The sequence below is a fragment of the Rhodococcus sp. WY5 genome, from assembly GCF_018588185.1.
GTDB lineage: Bacteria > Actinomycetota > Actinomycetes > Mycobacteriales > Mycobacteriaceae > Rhodococcus_F > Rhodococcus_F qingshengii.
The window spans coordinates 4053488-4077500 of sequence record NZ_JAAMPR010000001.1 but is presented as its reverse complement, the minus strand read 5'-3'; the positions used below and the strand labels follow the sequence as shown (position 1 = coordinate 4077500).

Below are 24013 nucleotides of genomic sequence, written 5' to 3'. Positions count from 1 at the left end.
ACACCATCCGGGCCGTACGAGATGTTCATGCAAAAGTGCATTCCGTAGCTGCGGTAGACGTACAGACGCCCCGCCCGCCCGAACATCACGCTGTTTCGCGGCGTTTGCCCCCGATACGAATGTGCTGCCGGATCCGGCCATGGCCCGTCCTTCTCCCCTCCGTACGCCTCGACCTCGACGATCCTCAGCGAGATGTCGTCGACGGTCAGGGTCGAGCCGAGAATTGTCAGGCCCGCTTCCAACGGGTTCTCCACATTTTCCAAGGTCTCGATGCTCACCCTTCGATTGTGCCCACGCCGTTGACTCATCGGTCGGCCGAGTCGCATAATTCAACAAGTGATGAATTATTGAAACGAGGCGAACCGTGACCACAACGCCGGCAATAGATATCCGCGGACTACGAGTCATTCGCGGCAAGCACGAAGTTCTTCACTCGCTTGACCTGCAGGTATCAGCAGGATCGATCACCGGACTGCTCGGCCCGTCCGGCTGCGGCAAGACAACCCTGATGCGCGCGATTGTCGGAACACAGATCGTCGAAAGTGGTGAGGTCAGAGTGCTGGGCGATCTCGCCGGTTCCGTTGCTCTTCGCCACCGGGTCGGATATGTCACCCAATCCCCCAGCGTGTACGGCGACCTGACGGTCACTCGAAACGTCCAGTACTTCGGCGCTCTGTACGGCAAGTCCGGCGCCGACGTCGCAGCAGCGGTCGACGCCGTCGGATTGAGCCGATACGCCGACCAGACCGCCGCCGATCTGTCTGGTGGTCAACGCGGGCGAGTCTCGCTGGCTTGCGCGTTGGTGGCGTCACCTGATGTGTTGATCCTCGACGAACCGACCGTCGGCCTCGATCCGGTGCTTCGTGTCGAACTGTGGGAACGATTTGCCGACCTTGCCCGCAGCGGAACTACCCTGTTGGTCTCCAGCCACGTCATGGATGAGGCCGACCACTGCGCTGAACTGATCCTGATGCGAGACGGGCATCTCCTCGCTCAACTCACACCCGATGAATTGCGCGCCAAAACCAGATGTGAACGGCTAGAGGACGCCTTTCTCGAGCTGATTCGGACTTCACCCGTCGGAGGCGAAATATCATGAGCATCAGGATCTTCGGTGCTACGACCGTCCGCATTCTGCTTCAGCTCCGCCAGGACCATCGCACGGTGGCCATGATCTTGTTGGTCCCGTCGTTACTGATGATTCTGCTCTATTTCCTCTACCAAGACGTCCCGACGCCACCCGGCCAGGTTTCGCTCTTCCAACGAGTGGCGATCACGATGTTGGGAATCTTGCCGTTTGTGGTGATGTTCCTGGTCACATCCATCGCCATGCAGCGCGAACGCAGTTCAGGAACCCTCGAACGCCTGCTCACCACACCGATGGGCAAACTCGACCTTCTCGCCGGATACGGGGCGGCATTTTCGCTCTCCGCCGCCGCTCAAGCAGCTCTCGCGTGCGCGGTTGCTTTCGGATTCCTCGGACTCACCATCGCCGGCAGTCTTGCCTGGGTCATCGTCATTGCAGTTCTCGGCGCAATACTGGGCGTTGCGCTAGGCCTGTTGGCCAGCGCATTCGCGAAGACCGAGTTCCAAGCGGTGCAATTCATGCCGGTAGTTGTGGTTCCACAGCTCTTCCTCTGCGGACTCCTGGTACCGCGCGACCAATTGCCGACCTGGCTCGAATGGATCAGCAACGTCCTCCCCTTGAGCTACGCCGTCGACGCACTTCAGCAAGTGTCGATGCATGCCGACGCGACGGGTCAGATGTGGCGTGATCTCGCCGTCATGGCGGGCTTCGCCGCCGCCGCACTCTCGCTGGCCGCGGCCACACTCGATCGCCGCACTCCATGACCGACAAGGACACGAGTCCTGCACCGATTCGTTCGGGGCGACGACCGGGCAAGTCGGAGACTCGCGCGCAGATCCTCGATTCGGCACGACGGGCGTTCTCCCAGAACGGTTTTCGACGAACAACCGTTCGATCGATAGCTGCGGCCGCTGACGTCGATCCGGCTATGATTCATCACCATTTCGGGAGCAAGGAGCAGTTGTTCACCGCTGCGATCGCGCTACCGATCGATCCAGCAAAGGTACTGGGACCGGTTCACACCTCCCCGACCGAAAACCTCGGCGAAAGCCTTCTCCGGGCGGTGATCGGGCTATGGGATTCGGAACATCAGCCGGCGATTCTGGCGGCTTTTCGATCAGCCATTTCCGGCGACGGATCGCAGCTGATCCAGAGCTTTCTGCTCGATGTCGTATTGCGCGACATCATTCCGCGGGTGGACACACCACCTGGTACCGGCTTGATCAGAGCGGAATTGGTGGCCTCTCAGATGGCCGGACTGCTTGTCACGCGATATGTGCTCGGACTCGAACCACTCGCATCATTGAGCTTTGACGCTTTGGTACCGCTGGTGGCTCCGAACCTCCAGCGGTACCTGACCGGTGAATTACCGATCTAGCCTTCAGCCCGCGCGAGCAACTTCTCGTGCTCGTCGTCCGCCACATCGCGTGCCTCGTCGATCAACAGAACGGGAATGCCGTTCTCGATCGGGTAGGCACGCCGCAGGCGCGGGTTGTAGAGCAACTCGTCCCCGACCAGCAACAGCGGGCCTTTGTCCTGGGGGCAGGCCAAAATGCTGAGCAACGTCGAATCAATAGCCACGTGAGTCCTCTCGAACCGATCAAACAGAATGTCCTCAGGCTACCGTGCTCCGGTGCTCACCCTCGTCGGCATCAACTGCGCGGCAATTGCCTTGGTCAGCCGCTTGTACGACTGCGACTCGGAATCGAGGAACCAGGTCCGTGGCCCCGGCGCCGGCAATCCGGCCGCAGCCAAAGCAGTGGAGCTCGGACGGTACGACGAACCCACCGGGATCTCGTCAACCACGTGCACGATATCCGGACGAGCGTCGAAAGCGATGCGCGAGAGGGCCTCTGCAAGCTCGGCAGAACGGAACTGCCGTCCCGGACGCCATGTCACGGCAGCGACCGCCAGCTGATGCGGCGCGTCACCGACTCCGTATGCGACGGCAAGATCCACCCGCGCCACACTCGACAACGCGTCGACGATCGGCTGGGTGAACACGGGACCGCGGAGCGTGGAAATGACCGTGTTCTTGTGGTCGATCAGCCAGTAGTCGCCGTCGGCGTCCCGGCGGAAGAGATTTTCGGTGGGAATCCACGAATCGCCGGCTTGGAAGAGACCTCGCATGGCTCCGCCCGAGAGATCGGCGGTGAATCCCGCGCGCCCGAGCAGCAATCCGACCTCGTCTTCGGCGCACTCACGGACAAATCCGTTTCCGTTCTCGAGGAGCCGACCACTCAGCGGGTCGTATGCCGCCAACCGCACCTGCGCACTACCCGGCAGTGGGCGCCCCTTGGAACCAACTTTGGAGCCTGCAACATTGGCAAGAATCACGTCGCCTTCGGTCGACGCATAGAACTCGAGTACCTGCGCGGGGTCGAACGCCTCCGTTGTCCGCTTCCACAGACCATGGGGCATGCCCGAACCGATGAACAGGCGGACCGGATGACTACCGTCGATGAGAAGAAGATCCTCGTCGAGTATCTCGCGCATCATCGACCACGTGTAACTCACGACCGTCACGCCGTAGCGGTGGATTTCCTCGACGAACCTCGCGGGGTTCAGTCCACGTGAGAGCGCAATGCGTGAGCCACCGGCCATGGCACCACCGATGGTCGCGAGCAGACTCGACGAATGATGGAGTGGTGCAAGGCAGTACACGGTGTCACCGCGATCGAGATCTGCCGCCGTGGCCGTGCCGAAGGCCGACAGTGCCCACCGGTAGTTGGTGATCTGCTTGGCCTCGAGCACACCGCCGGATTCCGCAAAGATGATGAAGGCGAGTTCGCGGGCGACACCGGGATCCGGTCGGTACCACCCGGGCAGATTGACCTTCGTCGGATCGATTTGTTCGAGATCGATCACGTCGTGTGACGGATCCACCTCGAGGCCACGGGCATCGCCGCCGCCGAGCACCAGTACCGGCCGACCGGTAACCACTGCAGCATCGACGTTTTCCGGATCGGTGATGATCCGATCGACCGACCCCAGCTTGACCGCCGCCGTTATGTCGGAGCCTGGCGGAAGCATGACCGCGACGGCACCAAGTCGCGACAGGGCCGCGATGGCCGCGAGTGCGCTGGGGCGGGTCTCCATCAGGACACCGACATGCGCTGCCGGACGCACTCCCACGGAGATTAATCCACGCACGACATTGTCGATACGCGCGTTGACCGCTTCATAGGTGTGCACGCGATTGTCGAAGAGGAAGCACTCGCCGTTCGGCGCCTTTCGACGCTGCTCCGCCAGCAACTGGCTCAGCGAGATCTTGGTGTGCGGCTGAATCTGGTTGAGTCGAGCCAGACGTGGCAACGCTCGTGCCGCTTCTCCCGACAATTCGAAAGTGCCGCGCAACGCACCGGCGGCAAGGTCACTGATTCCCTTGGTGACTCCTGCACCTACTTCAGCGACCGAGGCAACGGTGTGGATGATCCGATTGCTGATCGACACACCGGTCTGGTCTTCGAGGTCGGCGCCGTAGACCATGTTCGCGATACGGTCCGGGAGGGGTCCACCCGTCTCGGTCCACTGTACGAATTCACCGGTGGTCGGCCAGGTGTGATTGGCCGCAGTGGAACCGACAACCAAACCGAAATGGCCTGCACGCAAGGTAGATTCGTAGACCTTCGCCCGCGGAGCGGCTTGACTGATGCCTCGAACCGCTTGCGGCTGGCCGATGTCGTCGACCTCGCCGACGAATGCCAGGATGGGGCAGGTGATCTCGGCGAGCGAGACCAATTGATCCTTGATGACGAACCCACCGGTCATCATTCGGTTGTGCACGATGAACTGCTTGAGCAGTTCGGCTACCGCGGGCCCCGACCACGCGACCCAACCCTCGGTCGCGAGGAAGCGTCGTTGCTGCTCCCGCGGAAGCAACGCCTCCCGGTCGTGCAGTTGAAGCAGAAAGTCGACGCGCATCTTCAGCGTCTTCACGGGATCGAGCAACTGGAACCCGGTACGGGCCATCCACCCGGTGACCGCCAGGCGATTGAAGACGTGATCGGCGAGGAAATCTGCACCCTTGGTTGCCAATCCCGCCGGGATGCCGAAGGGTAGCGCGGCGAGTGTGTCGACCGGACTGCCGAAGGTGATGACGCTGGCGATGTTTCGACTACGCCGATACGCGGCAGCCTGATAGGCGAACATGCCACCCTGCGAATAACCGGAGATGTGAACATCTTTTCCGGTGTGACGGTGGATGTGATCGACGATGTCGCTGAGAGCGATGATGTGATCGGCGAGGTTACGATCCCAACCGCCCTCTTCGGAGTCGGGCGAACCGAAATCGACGACCCAGGGATCAAGGCCCATCTCGTGCAGAATTCCCACAGCGCCCTGGTCACGGGTCACGTCGTACACGTTCGCCGACATCATCATCGGCGGGATCAGCAAGATCGGTGCGCCGACGGTTTCCGGGTCACTGTCCGGGAAGTAGCGCCGTAGCCGATACATCGCTACGCGTTCGACGATCTCGAACGGCGACGTGGTCGCATCCGTTTCCAGCCCACCCAACCGGACGACCTCGAGGCCGTTTTGTGCTGTCGCAACCACCCGACGAATCGGGCCCAGCACAGACTTGGAATTCAATCCCACCATTTCACTCCCAAGTTACTCACCATGTGACGTCAGTCTCATTTTTCCCGCGCGCGACAAGCCTACTGACGATGAATACGCGTACGCGGTCAGGGAGCAAATTCTGCTACCTGACCGCGTACGACCGAAGGACTACTGCCGAAAAGAGAGCGACAACACTCGTGACCGCGAGGTCACAGGGTCCATTCCCGCAGTGACTGCGCCACTGCTTTGACTCCGTCCAGCTGCTCGGCAACCCGCACCCCCGCAGTGCCGCCTCGCGCGTTGCGCGAAGCAATGGAACCCTCGACTGTCAGCACCTCACGAACAGCGGGTGTCAGCGCGCTGTCGACGCCGGCCAGCTCCTCGTCGGTGAGATCTTCGAGTCCGACCCCTCGTGCTTCGGCGACACGCACGCACGCTCCGGCAGCCTCGTGGGCAACCCGGAACGGCACGCCCTGACGCACCATCCACTCCGCGATGTCGGTGGCCAACGTGAACCCTGCCGGAGCTAGTTCCGCCATGCGCTCGGTGTGGAACTCGAGCGTCTGCACCAGACCGGTGATGGCCGGGAGCAGCATCTCGAGCTGCGCAACCGAGTCGAAAACCGGTTCCTTGTCCTCTTGCAGATCGCGGTTGTACGCCAGCGGCTGAGCCTTGAGCGTCGCCAACAATCCGGTCAGGTTGCCGATCAAACGACCCGACTTACCGCGCGTCAGTTCCGAGACATCCGGATTCTTCTTCTGCGGCATGATCGACGATCCCGTCGACCACGCGTCGGCAAGCGTGATGTAGCCGAACTCCGGTGTGCTCCAGATGATGATCTCTTCCGCCATACGGGAGAGATCGACACCGATCATTGCGAGCACGAACGCTGCCTCGGCCGCAAAATCACGCGAAGCCGTTGCGTCGATCGAGTTCTCGGCCGAGCTGTCGAACTTCAGTTCCGCCGCAATCGCTTCGGGATCGAGTCCGAGTGAGGAACCGGCCAGTGCACCGGAACCGTACGGGGACACCGCAGCTCGCACGTCGAAGTCGCGAAGGCGCTGCACGTCCCGCAACAGTGGATGTGCGTGAGCGAGCAGGTGATGCGCCAACAGGACCGGCTGAGCCGCCTGCAGGTGCGTCTTGCCCGGCATCACGGCATCCGGATGCGCCCCGGCCTGAGTCGCCAATGCGTCGACCACGTCGAGAACTCCGGTGGAGATGCGGCGGACTGCATCGCGAAGCCACATGCGGAACAGCGTGGCCACCTGGTCGTTTCGCGAACGTCCAGCACGCAGGCGCCCACCGACCTCAGGCCCGACACGCTCGATCAGACCACGCTCGAGTGCGCCGTGTACGTCCTCGTCCGACTCGCTGGGCCCGAAGGCGCCACTGGCAACATCTGCCGCCAGGCGGTCGAGACCGTCGAGCATTGTCACGAGGTCGGCTTCACTGAGCAGGCCTGCCTTGTTCAGCACACGCGCATGCGCCTGCGACGCCCGCACGTCGTACGGAGCGAGGACCCAGTCGAAGTGAGTCGACTTGCTCAGCGCCGCCATGGCAGCGGCCGGTCCGGACTCGAACCGCCCGCCCCACAGCGCACCTTCGTTGGTGCCGTGTTTTTGAGCGTCTCCGTCACCGTGAGCCGTCATGGCTCAGAGTCCCAGATCGCGCTTCGCGGCGACCTTCGACGACAGACCGTGGATCTCGACGAAGCCCTTCGATGCGGACTGGTCGAAGCTGTCGCCCTCGTCGTACGTCGCGAGGTTGAAGTCGTAGAGCGACTCCGGGCTACGACGACCGTTGACGGTGATGGCTCCACCGTGCAGGAAGAGACGAATGTCGCCGGTGACGCGTTCCTGCGTCTTGTTGACGAACGTGTCCAGTGCGTCCTTGAGGGGCGAGAACCAGAGGCCGTCGTAGACCAGCTCGGACCAACGCTGCTCCATCTGACGCTTGTAGCGACCGAGTTCGCGTTCGAGGGTGACGTGTTCGAGTTCCTGGTGCGCGGTGATGAGAACCATGGCGCCGGGAGCTTCGTAGATCTCACGGCTCTTGATGCCCACGAGACGGTCCTCGACGACGTCGAGACGGCCGACGCCCTGAGCGCCTGCGCGCTTGTTCAGTTCCTGAATGGCTTCGAGAACCGACACCGGGCGGCCGTCGATGGCGACCGGGCGGCCCTTGTCGAAGCTGATGATGAGCTCGTCGGGTGCGTTCCAGTTGACCGTCGGGTCCTGGGTGTAGTCGTAGACGTCCTTCGTCGGCGCGTTCCACAGATCCTCGAGGAATCCGGTCTCGACGGCGCGGCCCCAGACGTTCTGGTCGATCGAGAACGGCGACTTCTTGGAGACGTTGATCGGGATGTTGTTCTCTTCGGCGAAGGCGATGGCCTTCTCGCGGGTCCAGGCGTAGTCGCGGACCGGTGCGATGACCTGCAGGTCGGGTGCGAGGGCGCCGAATCCGACCTCGAAGCGAACCTGGTCGTTGCCCTTACCGGTGCAACCGTGCGAGACGATGGTGCCGCCGTGCGAGCGTGCAGCTTCGACGATGTGCTTGACGATCAGCGGACGGCTGATGGCCGAGACGAGCGGGTAGCGGTCCATGTACAGGGCGTTGGCCGCGATGGTCGGCAGGCAGTATTCGTCCGCGAACTCGTCGCGGGCGTCGACGACAACGGATTCGACTGCGCCGCAGTCGATCGCGCGCTGACGCACGACCTCCATGTCCTCGCCACCCTGCCCCAGATCGATGGCGACGGCGACAACTTCAGCGCCCGTCTCCTTACCGATCCAACTGATGGCAACAGAAGTGTCCAGCCCGCCCGAGTAGGCGAGTACGACGCGATCGGCCATGGTTTTTGTGCTCCTTCGGTTGAAAATCTCTATCAAAGAATAAGGGGTCAGGCGAGCGATTCGATCATGGCCGCGAGTTCCGCTCCGGAAAGCGGTTCCCGGGCCACTACGAAGATGGTGTCATCTCCGGCGATCGTGCCCACGATGTCCGGCATCGAGGACCGATCCAGTGCGCTCGCGAGGTAGTGCGCGGCTCCCGGCGGTGTCCGGAGGATCGCCATGTTGCCGCTGAAATCGGTGGAGACCAACAACTCACCCAACAGCCGTGAGAGGCGGTCGGTGCCGCCGGCCACACCGCGTACCGGGTTCCCGTCCTCCGGCACCACGTAAACACCGGCGCCGCCGTCGGCGGCACGCAGTTTCACCGCTCCCAGCTCTTCGAGGTCACGCGAGAGCGTCGCCTGCGTTGCTTCGATGCCCTCGGCACCGAGCAAGGCCGCCAGCTCCGTCTGACTTCGGACAGGGTGAGCCGCCAGAAGCGCGATGATGCGCGACTGGCGACCAGCCCGAGTGGGAGCGACGCTCACGCCGGGTCCAGTTGGGTTCGCTGTTCCAGCAGCCACACGAGCAATGCCTTCTGGGCGTGCAGACGGTTCTCCGCCTCGTCCCAGACAACACTCTGCGGCCCGTCGAGAACCTCGTCGGTGACTTCTTCGCCGCGATGCGCGGGCAGGCAGTGCAGGACGACGGCCTTCGGATCTGCCTTTGCGAGCAGCTCCTTGTTGATCTGGAACGGACGGAAAGGTCCGACCCGATCGAGTCCGTCGTTCTCCTGACCCATCGAGGTCCAGGTATCGGTGACCAACGCGTCGGCACCGACGACGCCGGCCTGTGGGTCCTGCGTCAGGGTGATGGTCGCGCCGGTTTCCTCGGCGCGTTTGCGTGCTGCTGCCACGACCCAGTCCGCCGGTTCGAAGCCGGCGGGGCTTGCGATGGTGACGTCGATGCCTGCGGTCACTCCGCCGAGCATCAGCGAGTGAGCCATGTTGTTGGCGCCGTCGCCCAGGTAGGTCAGCTTCAGCCCCTTGAGCTCACCCTTCTGTTCGATCAGCGTTTGCAGATCGGCCAGAACCTGACAGGGATGAAATTCGTCGGACAATGCATTGACGATGGGAATCGTTGCGCCCGTAGCCATTTGCTCCAGGCGCTTCTGGCCGAACGTGCGCCACACGACGGCGTCGACGTAGCGGGAGAGAACGCGTCCGGTGTCCGCCAAGGTCTCTTCACGACCGAGTTGAGTGCTGCGCCCGTCGACGACGACAGCGTGACCGCCCATCTGTGCGATGCCCATCTCGAACGAGAAACGTGTACGCGTCGAGTTCTTCTCGAAGATGACACCGACTCCGCGGGGACCCTCGAGCGGACGCCGAGCGAACGGGTCCTTCTTGAGAATCGCAGCGAGTTCCAGAACTTCGGCCTGCTGCGCAGGAGTCAGATCGTCGTCCCTGAGAAAGTGTTTCACCACGGTAGTCACTTCTCCCCCGGCTGGTCAGCCGATAGTGCACTGTCGAAGATGGCAGGTAGTGCTGCCACGAAGGTTTCGGCCTGCTCGTCCGTGAGGATGAGCGGCGGCGCCAACCGGATCACTCCGGGTTGCGCTGCATTCACAAGGTACCCGGCTTCGCGCGCTGCGTTTTCCACCGCCGGCGCGACGTCCTCGGTCAGCACGACACCCAGCAACAGTCCTGATCCCCGTACGTAGTCGACCAACGGATGGCCCAGATCTTCGATGCACGCCGAGATCGACTTACCCAAGCTGTCGGCGCGTGAGATCAGGTCTTCCGCTGCAATGGTTTTCAGCACGGCAAGTGCCGCCGCAGCACACACCGGATTGCCACCGAACGTCGTACCGTGCTTACCCGGTCCGAACAACTCGGCCGTTGCCCCGGTCGCGATGCAGGCGCCGATCGGCATTCCGCCACCGAGTCCCTTCGCAAGAGTGATGACGTCCGGAACGATGCCGACTGCCTGATGGGCGTAGAACCAGCCGGTCCGGCCGATGCCGGTCTGCACTTCGTCGAGCACGAGAAGTGCACCGCGCTCGGCGGTGATCCGCCGAGCCTCGACGAGGTATCCCTCGGGTGGCACCACGACGCCGCCCTCACCCATGATCGGTTCGAGGAACACAGCGGCGGTGTCGGAATCGACGGCCTGCTCGAGTGCCTCGACGTCGCCGTACGGCACGAACTCGACACCGGCGGGCATCGGTTCGAACGGCGCCCGCTTGGCCGGCTGACCCGTCAGAGCGAGTGCCCCCATCGTGCGACCGTGGAAGGAGCCTTCGGCTGCGATGATCTTCTTCCGGCCGGTGGCGCGAGCGAGCTTGAAGGCAGCCTCGTTCGCCTCGGTGCCGGAGTTGCAGAAGAACGCGCGCCCGGTGACGTTGCCGAGATGAGCGAGCAACTGCTCCGCCAACTCGACGACCGGCTCGCTGGCGTACAGGTTGGAAACATGGCCGAGTGTCGACAACTGAGTAGTGACGGCTTCGACGACGGCCGGATGTCCGTGTCCGAGGATGTTGACGGCGATTCCTGCCAGGAAGTCGACGTACTGCTTGCCGTCGGCGTCGGTGAGTACGGCGCCGTCACCGCGGACGAGAGCAACCCGGGGTACGCCGTAATTGTTCATCAGCGAAGCGGACCACCGCTGCTGCAGATCGATCGTGCTCATGAGATAGCTCCCTGCTGGGGACCGGCGACCGAGGAACCCGGCACGACCATCGTGCCGATTCCTTCACCGGTGAAAAGTTCGAGTAGGACTGAATGTTCGAGCCGACCGTCGATCACGTGCGCCGACGGCACACCTCCGCGCACCGCGCGAAGGCAGGCCTCCATCTTGGGCACCATGCCGGCGTCGAGACTCGGCAACAACTGGGCCAGGGCGTCGGTGTCGATTTCGGTGGCCAGTGAGGCTCGGTCCGGCCAATCGGTGTACAGGCCCTCGACGTCGGTGAGGACAACGAGCTTCTCGGCACCGATCGCCTCGGCCAGTGCTGCAGCAGCGGTATCGGCGTTGATGTTGTGGACGACACCGTCGGCGTCGGGTGCGATGGTCGAGACGACCGGAATACGTCCTGCCGCAATGAGATCGAGTACCGCGTCTGGGTTCACGGTGGTGACGTCCCCGACCAGCCCGATGTCGGTCTGCTCCCCCTCGACCGCAACAGTGCGTCGAGTAGCGGTGAACAGGTGCGCATCTTCACCGGAGATACCGACCGCGTAAGGACCGTGCGCGTTGATCAAGCCGACGAGTTCACGGCCGACCTGACCGAAAAGCACCATCCGCACGACGTCCATCACCTCGGGCGTCGTCACACGGAAACCACCGCGGAACTCACCCTTCATGCCAAGGCGTGCCAGCATCGCGTTGATCTGCGGGCCACCGCCGTGCACGACGACGGGATGGATGCCGACAGTCCGCAGGAACGCCATGTCGGCGGCAAATGCCGTTTTGAGCGTCTCGTCGATCATGGCGTTTCCGCCGTACTTGACCACGACCACCTTGTCGCGGAATCGCTGCAGCCACGGCAGCGCGTCGGCAAGGACATGCGCTTTCTGATGCTCGCTGATCACGGGATACGTCTCGGTCATGACGAATACGCCGAGTTCTCTTCGACGTAAGCATGCGAGAGGTCCGTGGTGCGAATGCTCACGGACTCGTTGCCGATTCCCAGATCGATGTCGAGTTCGATGTCGATCCCACTCAGGTCCACCTCACGCGCCCCCGGAGCACCGACGCCGTCGATGCAGACGGGACTCCCGTTGAAGGACACACTGATTCGATCGGGATCGAGCTCGATGGGAGCGATACCCACTGCGGCGAGAACGCGACCCCAATTGGGATCGGAACCGAAAAGCGCTGTCTTGACCAGGCTGTCGCGGGCGATGGTCCGGGCGCCGATCAACGCATCGGACTCGGACGCCGCGCCGCGAACCGTCACCTTGACCCGCTTGGTGACACCCTCGGCGTCTGCCATCAACTGATCCGCGAGGTCATCACACACGGCCAGCACTGCGGCGTTCAGTTCGTCCTGCGTCGGCGTGACACCGCTGGCGCCGGAGGCCAACAGGAGCACTGTGTCGTTGGTGGACGTGGCGCCGTCGACGTCGAGGCGATCGAAGCTCAGGTGGGTGGCGGCGCGCAGAGCAATATCGAGCTGCTCGGCCGTTGCGACAGCATCGGTCGTGACGACGCACAGCATCGTGGCCAGCGCAGGCGCGAGCATGCCTGCGCCCTTGGCCATTCCGCCGACGTTCCATTTGTTCGCGTGGTGCAGCGACGCCTGCTTCGGCACGGTATCGGTGGTCATGATCGCGTATGCCGCGTCGGTGCCGCCGGAGATTCCGCCGGCCAGTTCGTGCACTACCTCGGTGACACCGGGGATCAGCTTGTCCATGGGCAAGCGGTCACCGATAAGTCCGGTCGAACAGACAGCGACCTCGATCGCGCCCGTCTCGGTGCCCCAATTACTCAGTGCCGAAGCAACTTCCTCGGCAGTCTTGTGTGCATCCTGGAATCCACCCGCGCCCGTGCAGGCGTTCGCGCCGCCCGAGTTGAGCACCACCGCGCGCAGCTTGCCCGTCGTCAGGACCTGCTGAGACCAGAGCACCGGAGCTGCCTTGACCTTGTTCAGGGTGAAGACGCCGGCAGCGGCCAGATCGGGTCCCTCGTTGAGCACCAATGCGAGGTCCGACTTGCCACTCTTCTTGATACCGGCAGCAATTCCGGCACCGCGGAATCCGGCAGGTGCGGTGACGCCCTGCGTGCGGAGCAGACGTCCCCCGGCGACGTGAACCACGTCTGCAACGGTCGCGTCAGGCTCGGTTGCGTTGTCGATCTGCTGCGGATTGTCGGTGCTCACGGAGCTACTCCCACGGTAGAGAGACCTGCGGTCTCGGGTAGGCCAAGGGCGAGATTCATCGATTGCACCGCGCCACCGGCGGTGCCCTTGGTGAGATTGTCGATTGCCGAGATGACAACGAGCTGACCGGCGTCGGCGTCGACGGTGACCCCGATCTGTACGGCATTGGATCCGATCACGGCACCGGTCTGCGGGAAGACTCCGGCAGGCAGTACGTGGATGAACGGCTCGTCGTTGTATGCCTTTTCGTAGATTTCACGCGCTTGCTCTTCGGTGGCCGTGGTGGCTGCCGTGCAGGTCGCGAGGATGCCGCGCGGCATGGGCGCGAGGACTGGAGTGAAGGAAACACTGATGTCCTTGCCGCCTGCGGCCGAAAGATTCTGAATGATCTCAGGGGTGTGGCGGTGGACACCTCCGACACCGTACGCACGGACGGAGCCCATGACCTCGGAACCCAGCAGATCGGCCTTCGGCGCCCGGCCGGCGCCCGAAGTGCCACTGACCGCAACCACGTTCACGTGCGACTCCACGATCCCCGCGGCAACGGCGGGGGCCAGCGCGAGGCTCGCAGCCGTCGGGTAGCAGCCCGGAACGGCAATGCGGGTTGCGCCTACCAATTTCTCACGGGCACCGGGCAATTCAGGAAGACCGTATGGCCAGGTACCGGCATGAGTGCTCTTGTAGTACTTCTCCCAGGCTGCGGAATCCTGCAGCCGGAAGTCCGCGCCGCAGTCGATGATGACCGTCGATTCGGGTAGCAACTTGGCATACTGAGCCGAATTTCCGTGCGGGAGACCGAGGAAGACGACGTCGTGACCCGAGAGGATTTCGACAGTGGTCTCTTCGAGTACCCGCGACGAGAGTGGGAGCAAGTGCGGATGATGCTCACCGAGCGTCGAACCGGCGTTGCCACCGGCGGTCAGCGAACCGATCACCAGACTGCCGTCGACATAGGAGGGGTGCCCGAGGAGCAGACGCAGAACCTCACCACCGGCGTACCCACTGGCGCCGGCAACGGCGACTCTGATCGGCTTGCGTGCGTTCTCGGTCGTACCACCTTCAGTCATGTCACACAGTATGCATCATTGTGCATCGGAATGCATAATTACTTACCCATGGATCGCCGGATCTCCTCGAGCTTGGCCTTTGCGGCCTTCTGGCGCTCGTCCCACTGCTCGTCGACGGACTTTCCGGCAGGACTCTCGTGCGCCAATTCGGCCGAACCTATGGAAGTACCGAAGCGCCCCTCTATCTTCTCCCGAACACGGTCGAAAGTGGGGACTCCCCCTTCGGTGTAGTCGGGTTCGGGAATTCTCGGGTCGGTCGCAAGTACCACCGGGACGTCGATAATCTCGTCGACCTCCACAACGGTGTCGGGCAGTTCGACTTCTTCGGCGTCCGTGATCGTGTTGTCGTCCTCTACACGGTGCGGCTCGAGGCTCGCGGCAGCGGTGTCCACCACGGAAAGAAGGACCGACAAGCTCGGACGACGCTCGACCACTGCGCGGACGACCGCGAGGAAGTCCTTGTCGTCGAGTGCACTGGCGGCCTCGACTACCTGGTGCACGGACCCATCGTGCTCGGACCCATCATGTTCGGGCCCATCATTTCGTGACACTGTCAGTCCCTTCTCGAAAACGCCGACGGACAATTCCGATCCTTCCACGACCGTCCGTCGAAGGGGTCAGCGTGACGCGAGATACGCGGCAAACGCTTCCTCGCTCGAATATTCGGGGACGTATCCGAACTGTTCCTTGAGCCGCCGATTGTCGAGAACCGGTCGGTACTGGAGAAATCCGACGCGCTCCGGACCGTGTTCCGTTACGCCCAATCGCCGTCCGACGCGTAGAACGCCTCGCAACAACCATGCAGGAAGCGTCACCGTGCTCTTGCCCATCCGGGAAGCCAACTCGTCGACGGTCAACGAGCCGTCGCCCGCGACATTGAAGATGCCCACTTGGTTTCCGGTCACGGCCTCCGCAAAAGCGCCCGCGACATCGGTGTGCCAGACGAAGACGAAGGGGCTGTCGCTCCCGGCAACCTTGAGCAGCTTGCGGCGATCGAACAACGCGGTGATCTGATTGTCGACGCTCTCACCCAAGATCGTGCCGATCCGGAAGACAACCTGTTCCAACTCCGGGTGTTCGACGCGATATTCGGCGAGCATCTCTTCGACCAGGCGTTTGTGGCGACTGTATGTGAATTCGTCGTTGCCTCGGACAGGTACGTCCTCGGTGATCCACGGTGGGCTGTCGGAGTGGTAGCCGTACGCCGCTCCGGACGAAGACACGACGATCCGTCCAACCCCGTGTTCGACGCAGGCCGCGAGCACGTTTCGTGTCCCGTCGACGTCGACGCGGTACTCCTGCTCTGCTGTCGTGTTCTTGCCGGGATTCACGATGGACGCAAGGTGGATCACGACGTTCGGTCGGTACTGACCGAACACCCGCCCCAATTCTGTGGGGTCGCAGACGTCCGCCCTGACGCGGCGGATGCGATCGTCCGGCGTGTCCTTGACCGTGAGGTCGACACAGACGACGGTGATGCCCTGCGCGATCAGTGCGTCGATGACAGCGGTACCCAGGAACCCGTTTCCGCCCGTGACGAGTGCGACGGTCATGCCGGTACCGCCTTTCGGGCGCGTCGCTTGGACCAGATCGTCGCCAGAGCCAACCCGGCGATGATGTCCCAGATCCCCCACCAGCCGGCCACGACGGCCATGCCACCGAGACCGTCGAAGAACGTGAACACCAGGCCAAGCCCCAGCCCCGCATTGCGGATGCCGACCTCGAAAGAGACGGCGCGACGGCTGTATTCGTTCAACCCGGTGACGGCGCCGCAGAAGTATCCCAGTGCGAGGGCAACCGTGTCGTGCAGGAAGACCGCGAGCAGTACCACCCCGATGTAGTCGACGAAGTACGACGCATTCCCCGACACCCCCGCGACGATGAAGATCAACAACGCCACCAACGAACCGTTTTTCACCCAAGGCTGCGCTTTCGCGGCGATCTCCGGAAACCTTCGTGCCGCCCAGATGCCGAGAACGAACGGCACACCGATGATCAGGGCGATTTGCGCGACCATCTCGAGCGCATTCAGGTTCACGGACTGCAACAGAGCGTCGGTCTCCGGGCGTCGGCTCCCCCAGAACGCAAGATTGAGCGGCATGAGGAAGATCGCGAGGACGTTCGACACCGCCGTCATGGACACCGAGAGTGCGACGTCGCCGCCCGCCCGGTGAGTCAGGACGTTCGAGATGTTCCCTGGCGGGCAGCACGCCACCAGGATCATGCCGAGTGCTACCGACGGAGCCGGCGAGAGAATCAGCGTCAGGAGAAAAGTCACTGCCGGCAACAGCAGGAACTGCGCAGCAATACCCACCGCCATCGCCTTGGGTTTGGTGAGCGCACGACGAAAGTCGTCGACCGAGGTGTCGAGGGCGATCCCCAGCATGATCGTGGCCAGCACCACGTTGAGGATCATCAACGATCCCGGGTTGAAGTTGAGCACCACGTCGTCGATCGGCATCACTGTCCTCCCTTCGTCAGAGCGGCATCAAGCAGTCCGATGTGCCGCTTGATCGCCGAGCGGTAGGCGTCCTTGTTCACGTAGTAGGCCATTCGTCCCAACTTCAGGTACTTGTATCCCCCGGACAGATCTGGAGGAGGACCGGCCGCCGCCGCCGAGAATTCCCGCGCCGCGGCGGGGGCTTCGGTACGTGCGGTGATCAATTTGGCCACCAACTCGGCCTGCTCGAAACGGCCCTGCCACCCGAGACCGGATGCTTCGACCATGCCGAGAACAAAGAGATTGTCGTGGCGGCGACTCGCGACGTTGAGGAACAGGTCCGGGGCAGCGCCCGACCAGTCCAAGTCCTCGCGCGCGATGAAGGGATAGTCGAGGTGATACCCCGTGGCGCAGAGAACGAGGTCGTAGTCGGCAGACGATCCGTCGACAAACCGCACCGTCTTCCCCTCGAACCGGTCGACGTCGGCGCGCACGTGCACATCACCGTGCCCGATGTGGTGCAGGATCAACGAGTTCACGACCGGATGCGATTCGTAGATCTTGTAGTCCGGTGCCGGAAATCCGAACCGCACCGGATCACCCGTGAACTGCTTGAGTACCAAGGTGTCGACGCGTTGTTTGATCCACGGCGGCAACGGCTTTCCCTGATTAAAGGTGTCCGAGGGTCGGCCGAACAGATACTTGGGGACGAAGTAGTAGCCTCGCCGAACGCTCAGGTCGACGCACTCGGCCTGGTGGACGGCATCGACGGCGATGTCGCATCCACTGTTGCCCGCCCCGATGACCAGTACCTTCTTCCCGCGGAAGATCTCGGCGCTGCGGTACTGGCTCGTGTGCATCAACGTGCCGGTGAAGTCGCCCCGGAAAGTCGGCATGTTCGGCTTCGACAGCGTTCCGTTCGCGATGATCACGCCTCGATACCGCGCGACTGTTGTCTCACCGCTGCGACTGCGCGTGGTGACCTGCCACAGCGAATCGACCGGCGAGACGTCGACGACGGTAGTGCCGAAGGCAAAGTGCCTGCGAAGATCGTGAGTATCGGCGTAGTCGCGGAAATAATCGGCAAGTTCCACGTGGCTCGGGTAGTCGGCCACCGAATCCGCCATCGGGAACTCGGCGAATGCGGTGGTGCCCTTCGAAGAGATGAGGTGCGCCGACTCGTAGACGGTGCTGTGCGGATTGTCGATGTCCCAGAGCCCACCGACGTTGTCGTGGCTCTCGAAGCCGTCGAACGCTATCCCGGCCCGATCGAGGTTTCGCGCGCCGGCCAATCCAGACGGGCCCGCTCCGATCAGCGCGTACTTCTCCTCTGTGATCATCCGTCGAGCGTCGCAGATAGTCCGAATCTTGCAGAAATATGCCGGATAATGACGTTATGAGCGCACCAGATACCGGCAACGGTCGCGGGATAGATGAAATCGATCTGAGGATAATCAATGCGCTCCAGCTCGCACCGCGATCGAAGTGGCTTTCGTTGGCCGGACCACTCGAACTCGACGCCGCGACTCTCGCCCGTCGTTGGAATCGACTCTCCGAATCGTCGTTGGCCTGGGTCACGGTCACTCCAGGGCCACAGGTGCTGGGCAGCATCGTCACAGCGATCATCGAAATCGATTGCTCACCTGCTCTTCTCGACACCGTCGCGGCACGGCTGACTCGCTCGGCCCACGCCGTGACCATCGAAGCATCAACGGGCAGAGCAGATCTGCTCGTCACAGCCGGTACCGCGGATCTGGCGTCGATGTCGCGCTTCATCTCGGAAGACGTCGCAACGATCGACGGTGTACTGGCGACACGAACCTCGATCATCACACGCTGGTTCACCGAAGGTGGCCGATGGAGACTCAATGCGCTGGCACCGTCCGAGAAGGGTGTGCTGACCACCAGCGAAAACCGTACTGCCGTGCGCGCTCGGCCGACCGGCATTTCCGAACAGGATCGCAAGGTTCTCACGATGCTCGCCTACGACGGGCGCACTCCCATGAAGGAGTTGGCCGACGCGATCGGTGTCAGTCCCGCTGCGTGCAAACGCCAGATCGACCGGCTCACGTCTTCGGGGTTGGTGGCGCTGCGGTGTGAATTCGCGCGGCCGCTGGCCGGGCTTCCCGTGCTCGCCACTTTGTGGTGCCGCGTCGAACCCGAGCTTCTCGATACGGCGGGACGAGTGCTGAGCCGAGCGCCGGAAGTCCGAAACTGCTTCGCTGTGGTCGGCGCCGACAACCTGGTGGTTCAGTTGTGGCTGCATTCTCCTGCAGAACTCGATGCATTCGAAACTCGTCTGCGCAAGGAGATTCCGGGTCTTTGCGTCACGGAACGATCCATCGTGCTGTATTTGCGCAAACTGCTCGGCCACGTGCTCGACCAGCAAGGGCGACGGACGGACACCGTTGCGCCAGATGTGTGGCTTTCCGATTCACCTCAGTCAAAAAGCCGATAACACGACAGAGCCCACGACCACCGGCAACGGTCGTGGGCTCTGTGATCAGTTGAGGAAATCAGCCACGCATCTGCGCACCGACAGCCTTGGAAGCCGCCTCCACTGCTGCATCGCGCGCGGCACTGGCCTCGTCCTCGGTCAGCGTCCGGTCGACACCACGGAATCGCAATGCGAACGCGAGCGACTTGCGGCCTTCACCGACCTGCTCGCCCTCGAAGACGTCGAAGAGGCGGATGTCTTCGAGAAGCTCACCGCCGCCGGAACGCAGAGCTTCCTGCACCTTGGCTGCCGGAATGTCGCGATCGACAACAACTGCCACGTCCTGGAGCACTGCGGGGAACGGCGAAATGCGCGGAGCGGGCAGATTCTCGACCAATGGCAAAGCGTCGAGATCGATTTCCAGTGCGCAGGTGCGCGCGGGCAGTCCCGCGCGCTCGAGAACAGCCGGATGCAGTTCGCCCGCATGACCGACTACGTTGCCGTCAACGACAACCTCGGCGCAACGGCCGGGATGCCACGGCAGGTACTGCGCCGCACGCAGTTCCACCTCGACGCCTGCTGCAGCTGCAATGACCCGCACGGCTGCAAAAGTGTCCGAAGCCTCGGCCTGACGGCCAGGACCCCAGGGGCCGCTCGGCTCACGCAAACCACTCAACACTGCAGCGATGTGCACGGGCTGAGCCGGCAACGACGCGATCAGGTTCGCGATCTGCTCGTCCGTCGGACGACGATCCACCGGCAATGCATCCACCGGCTTGGTGTCGGGGCCCGGCAGGACGACCTGCGCGATGCCGTACAGCGACAGATCACGCTGACCGCGAGAAGCGTTGCGAGCCAGGATCTCCAGCAGACCCGGGAGCAGCGTGGTCGCCAACTCCGGACGATCGGCTTCGAGCGGGTTGAGGACCTTGCTGGTGTTGCGGCGCGGATCATCCGCGTCGAGGCCCCAGACGTCGAAGACGTTCGTCGGCAGGAAGACCGGAGGAAGGACCTCGACGTAACCGGCGTGAGCCACGGCCTTCGAGACCGTGCGCTTTCGCCGCTGCGACGGAGTCAACCCACGTCCGGCCGGAGCGGCGGGAAGCACAGACGGGATCTGCTCGAGACCTTCGAGGCGAAGAACTTCCTCGACGAGGTCCGCAGGCTGCACCAGGTCCGGACGCCACGACGGCGGCGTCGCGACCAACTGGCCGTGTCCTTCTTCGCTGACGCCGACCTCGACGTTGCAGCCAACCTGGGTGAGGCGGCGAGCTGCGGTGCCGTTGGGGTACGTGACTCCGGCGACACGGTCGGGCAGGTCGATATCCATGCGAATGGCAGCGCGAGGGGCGACATCGCCCACGTCGGTCAGGACCGGTTCGATCCGTCCGCCGGCAATCTCGACCAGCAGAGCGGCTGCGCGGTCGACGGCCGCGAGCGGAATTGCCGGATCGACGACGCGCTCGAAACGCTTGCTCGCCTCACTCGGCAGCTTGTGCCGGCGCGCCGTCTTGAAGACTGCGAGCGGATCCCAGGTAGCTCCTTCGAGGAGGATGTCCGTCGTTGCCGTTCCCACCTCGGTGGTTGCGCCGCCCATGACGGCAGCCAGCGAGATGACTCCGGAATCGTCGGCGATGACAACGTCTTCGGGATCGAGCGTGCGTTCGACGTCGTCGAGCGTCGTCAGCTTCTCCCCCGCCTTGGCGCGACGGACCACCAGGTCGCCCTGCACTGCGGTCGCATCGAACGCGTGCAGAGGCTGACCGAGTTCGAGCATCACGTAGTTGGTGACGTCGACTGCCGGCGAGATCGGGCGAACACCCGAGAGCAGCAGTCGACGCTGCAGCCACCACGGGCTCACTGCCTGCGGATCGATACCCGTGATCTTCCGCATCACGAAACGCGAAGCCTTGGACTCCGGTTCGAGGCGCACCGGCCAGGCTTCACCCTCAGCCGGGTGAGCGGGAACCGAAGCGGGATCGGCGTATTCGAGATCGAAGCCGCACGCGAGTTCTCGCGTGAGACCGCGGACCGAGAAGCAGTAGCCACGGTCCGGGGTGATGTTCAGTTCGATGATCGTGTCACCGAGACCGAGCAACTCGTTGCCGTCCGCGCCGGGTTCGGCGGTACCGGGCTCGAGCACCAAGATGCCCGAATGGTCTTTGCCGATACCGAGTTCCGAGACGGAGCAGATCATGCCGTCGGACACCTGGCCGTACGTCTTGCGAGTGGCGATTTCGAATCCGCCGGGCAGCACCGCGCCGGGCAACGCAACGACGACGAGGTCACCCTCGTTGAAATTACGCGCGCCACAGACGATGCCGCGAGGCTCGGGTTCGCCGACCTCGACCTGGCAGAAGCGGATCGGCTTCTTGAACTCGGTCAGTTCGGTGATGGAGACGACCTTGCCGACGACCAACGGGCCGTCGATCGCCTCGAGTGTGTCGAGTTCCTCGACTTCGAGTCCCACCCGGACGAACCCGGCGTCCAGCTCTTCCGGGGTCACCTCCCAGTCCGGAGTTGCCCGCTGCAGGATCTCGGTCAGCCAGGATTGCGCTACTCGCACGTCTGCTCAGCTCTCTCGTTTGTCGATAAGTCTTTGTGAAGGTTCCGCGGACCGGATCGGTCAGCCTGCGACACCGAAGGGCAGCGTGAAACGCACGTCACCCTCGACGATGTCGCGCATGTCCGGGATACCGTTGCGGAACTGCAGGGTCCGCTCGAGGCCCATGCCGAATGCGAAACCCGAGTACTCGTCGGGATCGATACCGCTGGCGCGCAGAACGTTCGGGTTGACCATGCCGCAGCCGCCCCACTCGACCCAGCCTGCGCCGCCCTTCTTGTTCGCGAACCAGACATCGACCTCGGCCGACGGTTCCGTGAACGGGAAGTAGTTGGGGCGCATACGGGTACGCGTCTCGGGGCCGAAAAGGGCACGAGCGAACGCGTCGAGAGTCCCGCGCAGGTTGGCCATGGTCAGGCCCTTGTCGACGGCCAGGCCTTCGACCTGCGAGAAGACAGGCGTGTGGGTCGCATCGAGTTCATCGGTGCGGAACGTGCGGCCCGGGCACACCACGTAGATCGGTACCTCACGCGAGAGCATGGTGCGGACCTGCACCGGCGAGGTGTGGGTACGCAGCACCTGGCGCGAGTTCTCGGGTGCCAGGTGGAAGGTGTCCTGCATCGTGCGGGCAGGGTGATCCGGCAAGAAGTTGAGCGCGTCGAAGTTGAAGTGCTCGGTCTCCACCTCCGGACCCTCGGCAACTTCCCAACCCATCGCGACGAATACGTCGGCGACCTGCTCGGAAATCAGGCTGATCGGGTGACGCGCCCCGACGGGGTGACGATCGGAAGGCAGAGTGACGTCGATTGCCTCGGCAACCAACACCGCGGCGTCACGCTCGGCGAGGAGGACCTCACGACGAGCGTCGTACGCGTTGTTGATCCGAGTGCGGAAGATGTTGACGCGCTTACCGGCGTCCGCCTTTTCCTTGCCCGGAAGGCTGCCGAGTCCGCGGCGAGCGAGGGCGATCGGGGACTTGTCCCCCAGGTGCTCCACCTTGACGTGCGCCAGCGCATCCAGGTCAGCGGCGTCCGCCAGCGCCTTCTCGGCGTTCTCAGCCGCAGCGGTCAACGCCTCTTCGGTGAGTACACTCGCGTCGACCTCCGGCGGTGTCGCGCCCTCATTTTTGGCCACGGCTGTGACGCTCCTGTCGCTTCTCGGTTTACTTCTCGTACTGCGTGCTTCTTGTACTGCTTACTTCTTGTACTGCGAGCGAGCTTTCGAACTCGCTCGAGCATTGTCTCTGCTCTTGTATTGTCTCAGGCTTCCGCAAATGGGATTCCGTGAGGTCTTCGCGTGCGTTTTCAGCCGTGATCGGTGGCGCGATTTTGCACCCGCGCGCTTACGTACAGGCAAATTGCCGCCGCTGTCGCGAGGTTCAAGCTTTCGGCGCGGCCATGGATCGGAATCCTGACCCGATGATCAGCCTGCGCGGCGATCGCCGGATCGAGACCGTGCGCTTCGTTACCGAACAGCCAGGCCGTCGGCTTGCTCAGCAACTCGTCGGCCTCGTCGAGATCGACCTCGCCGTCAGCTGCAGTCGCGAGAATCTGAATGCCGGCTGCGCGAATCTGCTCGATCACCGACACTGTGTCTCGATCGCGGACGACTGGCAGGTGAAACAGGCTGCCCGCCGACGAACGAACGACCTTGCCGTTATGCGGATCGACGCTGTCGCCGGCGAGGATTGCCGCATCGGCACCCACTGCGTCGGCGATGCGAATGACGGTGCCCGCGTTACCTGGTTCGTTGACCTCGACCGGCACTGCGAGCAGGCGGGTCTCCTGATGGACGGCTGCGCTCAGCGGTACGTCCAGTAGATCGCTGACGGCAACGAGTCCGGGCGGCGTGACGGTATCGCTGAGAGCTTTGATTGCTCGATCGGTCACACGAGCAACACGAACTCCAGCGGTCAGCGCCCGATCGATGACGTGCTGATAGCGCTCGGCTGCGTCCTCGGTGTAGAAGAGGTCGTGTACCGGGCGGGCCTCGCCATTCGAGAGTGCACCGTTCAACAGTTCGGTGACCGAGTTCTCGCCCTCGACGAGGAAACGTCCTGCTTTGCGTCGTTCTGCTGTGCGCAGGAGCTTGACAGCAGAAACGACCCGCGGAGTCCGCTCGGTGAGCGGGTCCACGGGCC

At 63.2% G+C, this 24013-nt stretch carries 22 protein-coding genes (1 of these 22 only partly in view); 4 read left to right on the top strand and 18 right to left on the bottom strand.

All coding sequences use genetic code 11. From position 1 onward, the window contains the following. Window positions 1–278 carry the beginning of a DNA-3-methyladenine glycosylase gene (locus G4D79_RS18920; RefSeq protein WP_235867897.1) on the bottom strand. 331 nt of this gene lie to the left of the window's left edge, so the window shows 278 of its 609 coding nt (coding positions 1–278); it begins with the start codon at window positions 276–278; the stop codon falls past the left edge of the window. A gap of 86 nt (window positions 279–364) precedes the next feature. Between G4D79_RS18920 and G4D79_RS18915 the strand changes: the two genes are divergently transcribed. From G4D79_RS18915 to G4D79_RS18905, 3 genes are read left to right on the top strand one after another with little or no spacing between them, the layout of a single operon-like run. Next, the gene (locus G4D79_RS18915) at window positions 365–1099 is read left to right on the top strand and encodes an ABC transporter ATP-binding protein (protein ID WP_021334043.1); all 735 of its coding nucleotides are present in this window, start codon (window positions 365–367) and stop codon (window positions 1097–1099) included. Then, window positions 1096–1851 (top strand): ABC transporter permease, encoded by a 756-nt coding sequence (locus G4D79_RS18910; protein WP_003944033.1) that lies wholly within the window; start codon window positions 1096–1098, stop codon window positions 1849–1851. Before G4D79_RS18915 ends, G4D79_RS18910 begins: the two co-directional genes overlap by 4 nt. Further along, a complete protein-coding gene (locus G4D79_RS18905; protein ID WP_058037511.1) occupies window positions 1848–2465 on the top strand; it encodes a TetR family transcriptional regulator in 618 nt (205 codons plus the stop codon). The genes G4D79_RS18910 and G4D79_RS18905 overlap by 4 nt, the downstream gene beginning before the upstream one ends. On the opposite strand, the gene G4D79_RS18900 is transcribed toward G4D79_RS18905, so the two are convergent. The 14 genes from G4D79_RS18900 to G4D79_RS18835 form a co-directional block, all read right to left on the bottom strand. Then, window positions 2462–2668, bottom strand: coding sequence for a Trm112 family protein (locus tag G4D79_RS18900; RefSeq protein ID WP_003944045.1), 207 nt, complete (start codon window positions 2666–2668; stop codon window positions 2462–2464). The two genes, G4D79_RS18905 and G4D79_RS18900, sit on opposite strands and share 4 nt — an antisense overlap. A 39-nt stretch (window positions 2669–2707) precedes the next feature. Further along, window positions 2708–5689, bottom strand: a complete 2982-nt coding sequence (locus tag G4D79_RS18895; protein ID WP_099698274.1) for an acyl-CoA synthetase — start codon at window positions 5687–5689, stop codon at window positions 2708–2710. Window positions 5690–5859: 170 nt separating this feature from the next. After that, window positions 5860–7302 (bottom strand): argininosuccinate lyase, encoded by a 1443-nt coding sequence (gene argH, locus G4D79_RS18890; protein ID WP_003944092.1) that lies wholly within the window; start codon window positions 7300–7302, stop codon window positions 5860–5862. A gap of 3 nt (window positions 7303–7305) precedes the next feature. After that, on the bottom strand, window positions 7306–8505 hold the full coding sequence (locus tag G4D79_RS18885; protein ID WP_007736221.1) for an argininosuccinate synthase: 1200 nt from the start codon (window positions 8503–8505) through the stop codon (window positions 7306–7308). A 47-nt stretch (window positions 8506–8552) separates the two neighbouring features. Then, on the bottom strand, window positions 8553–9032 hold the full coding sequence (locus G4D79_RS18880) for an arginine repressor (protein WP_007736224.1): 480 nt from the start codon (window positions 9030–9032) through the stop codon (window positions 8553–8555). Further along, window positions 9029–9979: an ornithine carbamoyltransferase gene (argF, locus tag G4D79_RS18875; RefSeq protein ID WP_021334039.1), complete on the bottom strand. Its 951-nt coding sequence runs from the start codon at window positions 9977–9979 to the stop codon at window positions 9029–9031. Before argF ends, G4D79_RS18880 begins: the two co-directional genes overlap by 4 nt. Beyond that, a complete protein-coding gene (locus G4D79_RS18870; protein ID WP_099698273.1) occupies window positions 9976–11175 on the bottom strand; it encodes an acetylornithine transaminase in 1200 nt (399 codons plus the stop codon). The genes argF and G4D79_RS18870 overlap by 4 nt, the downstream gene beginning before the upstream one ends. Further along, window positions 11172–12095, bottom strand: coding sequence for an acetylglutamate kinase (gene argB / locus G4D79_RS18865; protein ID WP_007736229.1), 924 nt, complete (start codon window positions 12093–12095; stop codon window positions 11172–11174). Before argB ends, G4D79_RS18870 begins: the two co-directional genes overlap by 4 nt. Next, window positions 12092–13342, bottom strand: a complete 1251-nt coding sequence (argJ, locus tag G4D79_RS18860; RefSeq protein WP_064444684.1) for a bifunctional glutamate N-acetyltransferase/amino-acid acetyltransferase ArgJ — start codon at window positions 13340–13342, stop codon at window positions 12092–12094. The genes argB and argJ overlap by 4 nt, the downstream gene beginning before the upstream one ends. Window positions 13343–13362: 20 nt before the next feature. Beyond that, window positions 13363–14433: an N-acetyl-gamma-glutamyl-phosphate reductase gene (gene argC, locus G4D79_RS18855; RefSeq protein ID WP_030536727.1), complete on the bottom strand. Its 1071-nt coding sequence runs from the start codon at window positions 14431–14433 to the stop codon at window positions 13363–13365. Between the two features lie 38 nt (window positions 14434–14471). Continuing rightward, entirely contained in the window at window positions 14472–14933 is a 462-nt protein-coding gene (locus G4D79_RS18850; RefSeq protein ID WP_021344370.1) for a hypothetical protein, read from the bottom strand. A 117-nt stretch (window positions 14934–15050) separates the two neighbouring features. Then, on the bottom strand, window positions 15051–15986 hold the full coding sequence (locus tag G4D79_RS18845; RefSeq protein ID WP_058227020.1) for an SDR family oxidoreductase: 936 nt from the start codon (window positions 15984–15986) through the stop codon (window positions 15051–15053). Beyond that, the gene (locus G4D79_RS18840) at window positions 15983–16894 is read right to left on the bottom strand and encodes a bile acid:sodium symporter family protein (protein ID WP_047270476.1); all 912 of its coding nucleotides are present in this window, start codon (window positions 16892–16894) and stop codon (window positions 15983–15985) included. Before G4D79_RS18840 ends, G4D79_RS18845 begins: the two co-directional genes overlap by 4 nt. Continuing rightward, window positions 16894–18213, bottom strand: a complete 1320-nt coding sequence (locus tag G4D79_RS18835) for an NAD(P)/FAD-dependent oxidoreductase (protein ID WP_099698272.1) — start codon at window positions 18211–18213, stop codon at window positions 16894–16896. Before G4D79_RS18835 ends, G4D79_RS18840 begins: the two co-directional genes overlap by 1 nt. Before the next feature lie 56 nt (window positions 18214–18269). Here G4D79_RS18835 and G4D79_RS18830 point away from each other — a divergent pair, with 56 nt between their 5' ends. Next, complete coding sequence (locus G4D79_RS18830) at window positions 18270–19331, top strand: Lrp/AsnC family transcriptional regulator (RefSeq protein WP_064444634.1); 1062 nt, start codon at window positions 18270–18272, stop codon at window positions 19329–19331. A 58-nt stretch (window positions 19332–19389) separates the two neighbouring features. Here G4D79_RS18830 and pheT read toward each other — a convergent pair whose 3' ends face one another. The 3 genes from pheT to G4D79_RS18815 all read right to left on the bottom strand — a co-directional run bounded on the left by pheT (window position 19390) and on the right by G4D79_RS18815 (window position 24008). Continuing rightward, complete coding sequence (pheT, locus tag G4D79_RS18825) at window positions 19390–21876, bottom strand: phenylalanine--tRNA ligase subunit beta (RefSeq protein ID WP_003944026.1); 2487 nt, start codon at window positions 21874–21876, stop codon at window positions 19390–19392. 60 nt (window positions 21877–21936) lie between these two features. Continuing rightward, a complete protein-coding gene (gene pheS / locus G4D79_RS18820; protein WP_003944109.1) occupies window positions 21937–23007 on the bottom strand; it encodes a phenylalanine--tRNA ligase subunit alpha in 1071 nt (356 codons plus the stop codon). A gap of 170 nt (window positions 23008–23177) precedes the next feature. Beyond that, window positions 23178–24008 (bottom strand): RNA methyltransferase, encoded by an 831-nt coding sequence (locus G4D79_RS18815; RefSeq protein ID WP_099698271.1) that lies wholly within the window; start codon window positions 24006–24008, stop codon window positions 23178–23180. Window positions 24009–24013 lie beyond the last annotated feature (5 nt).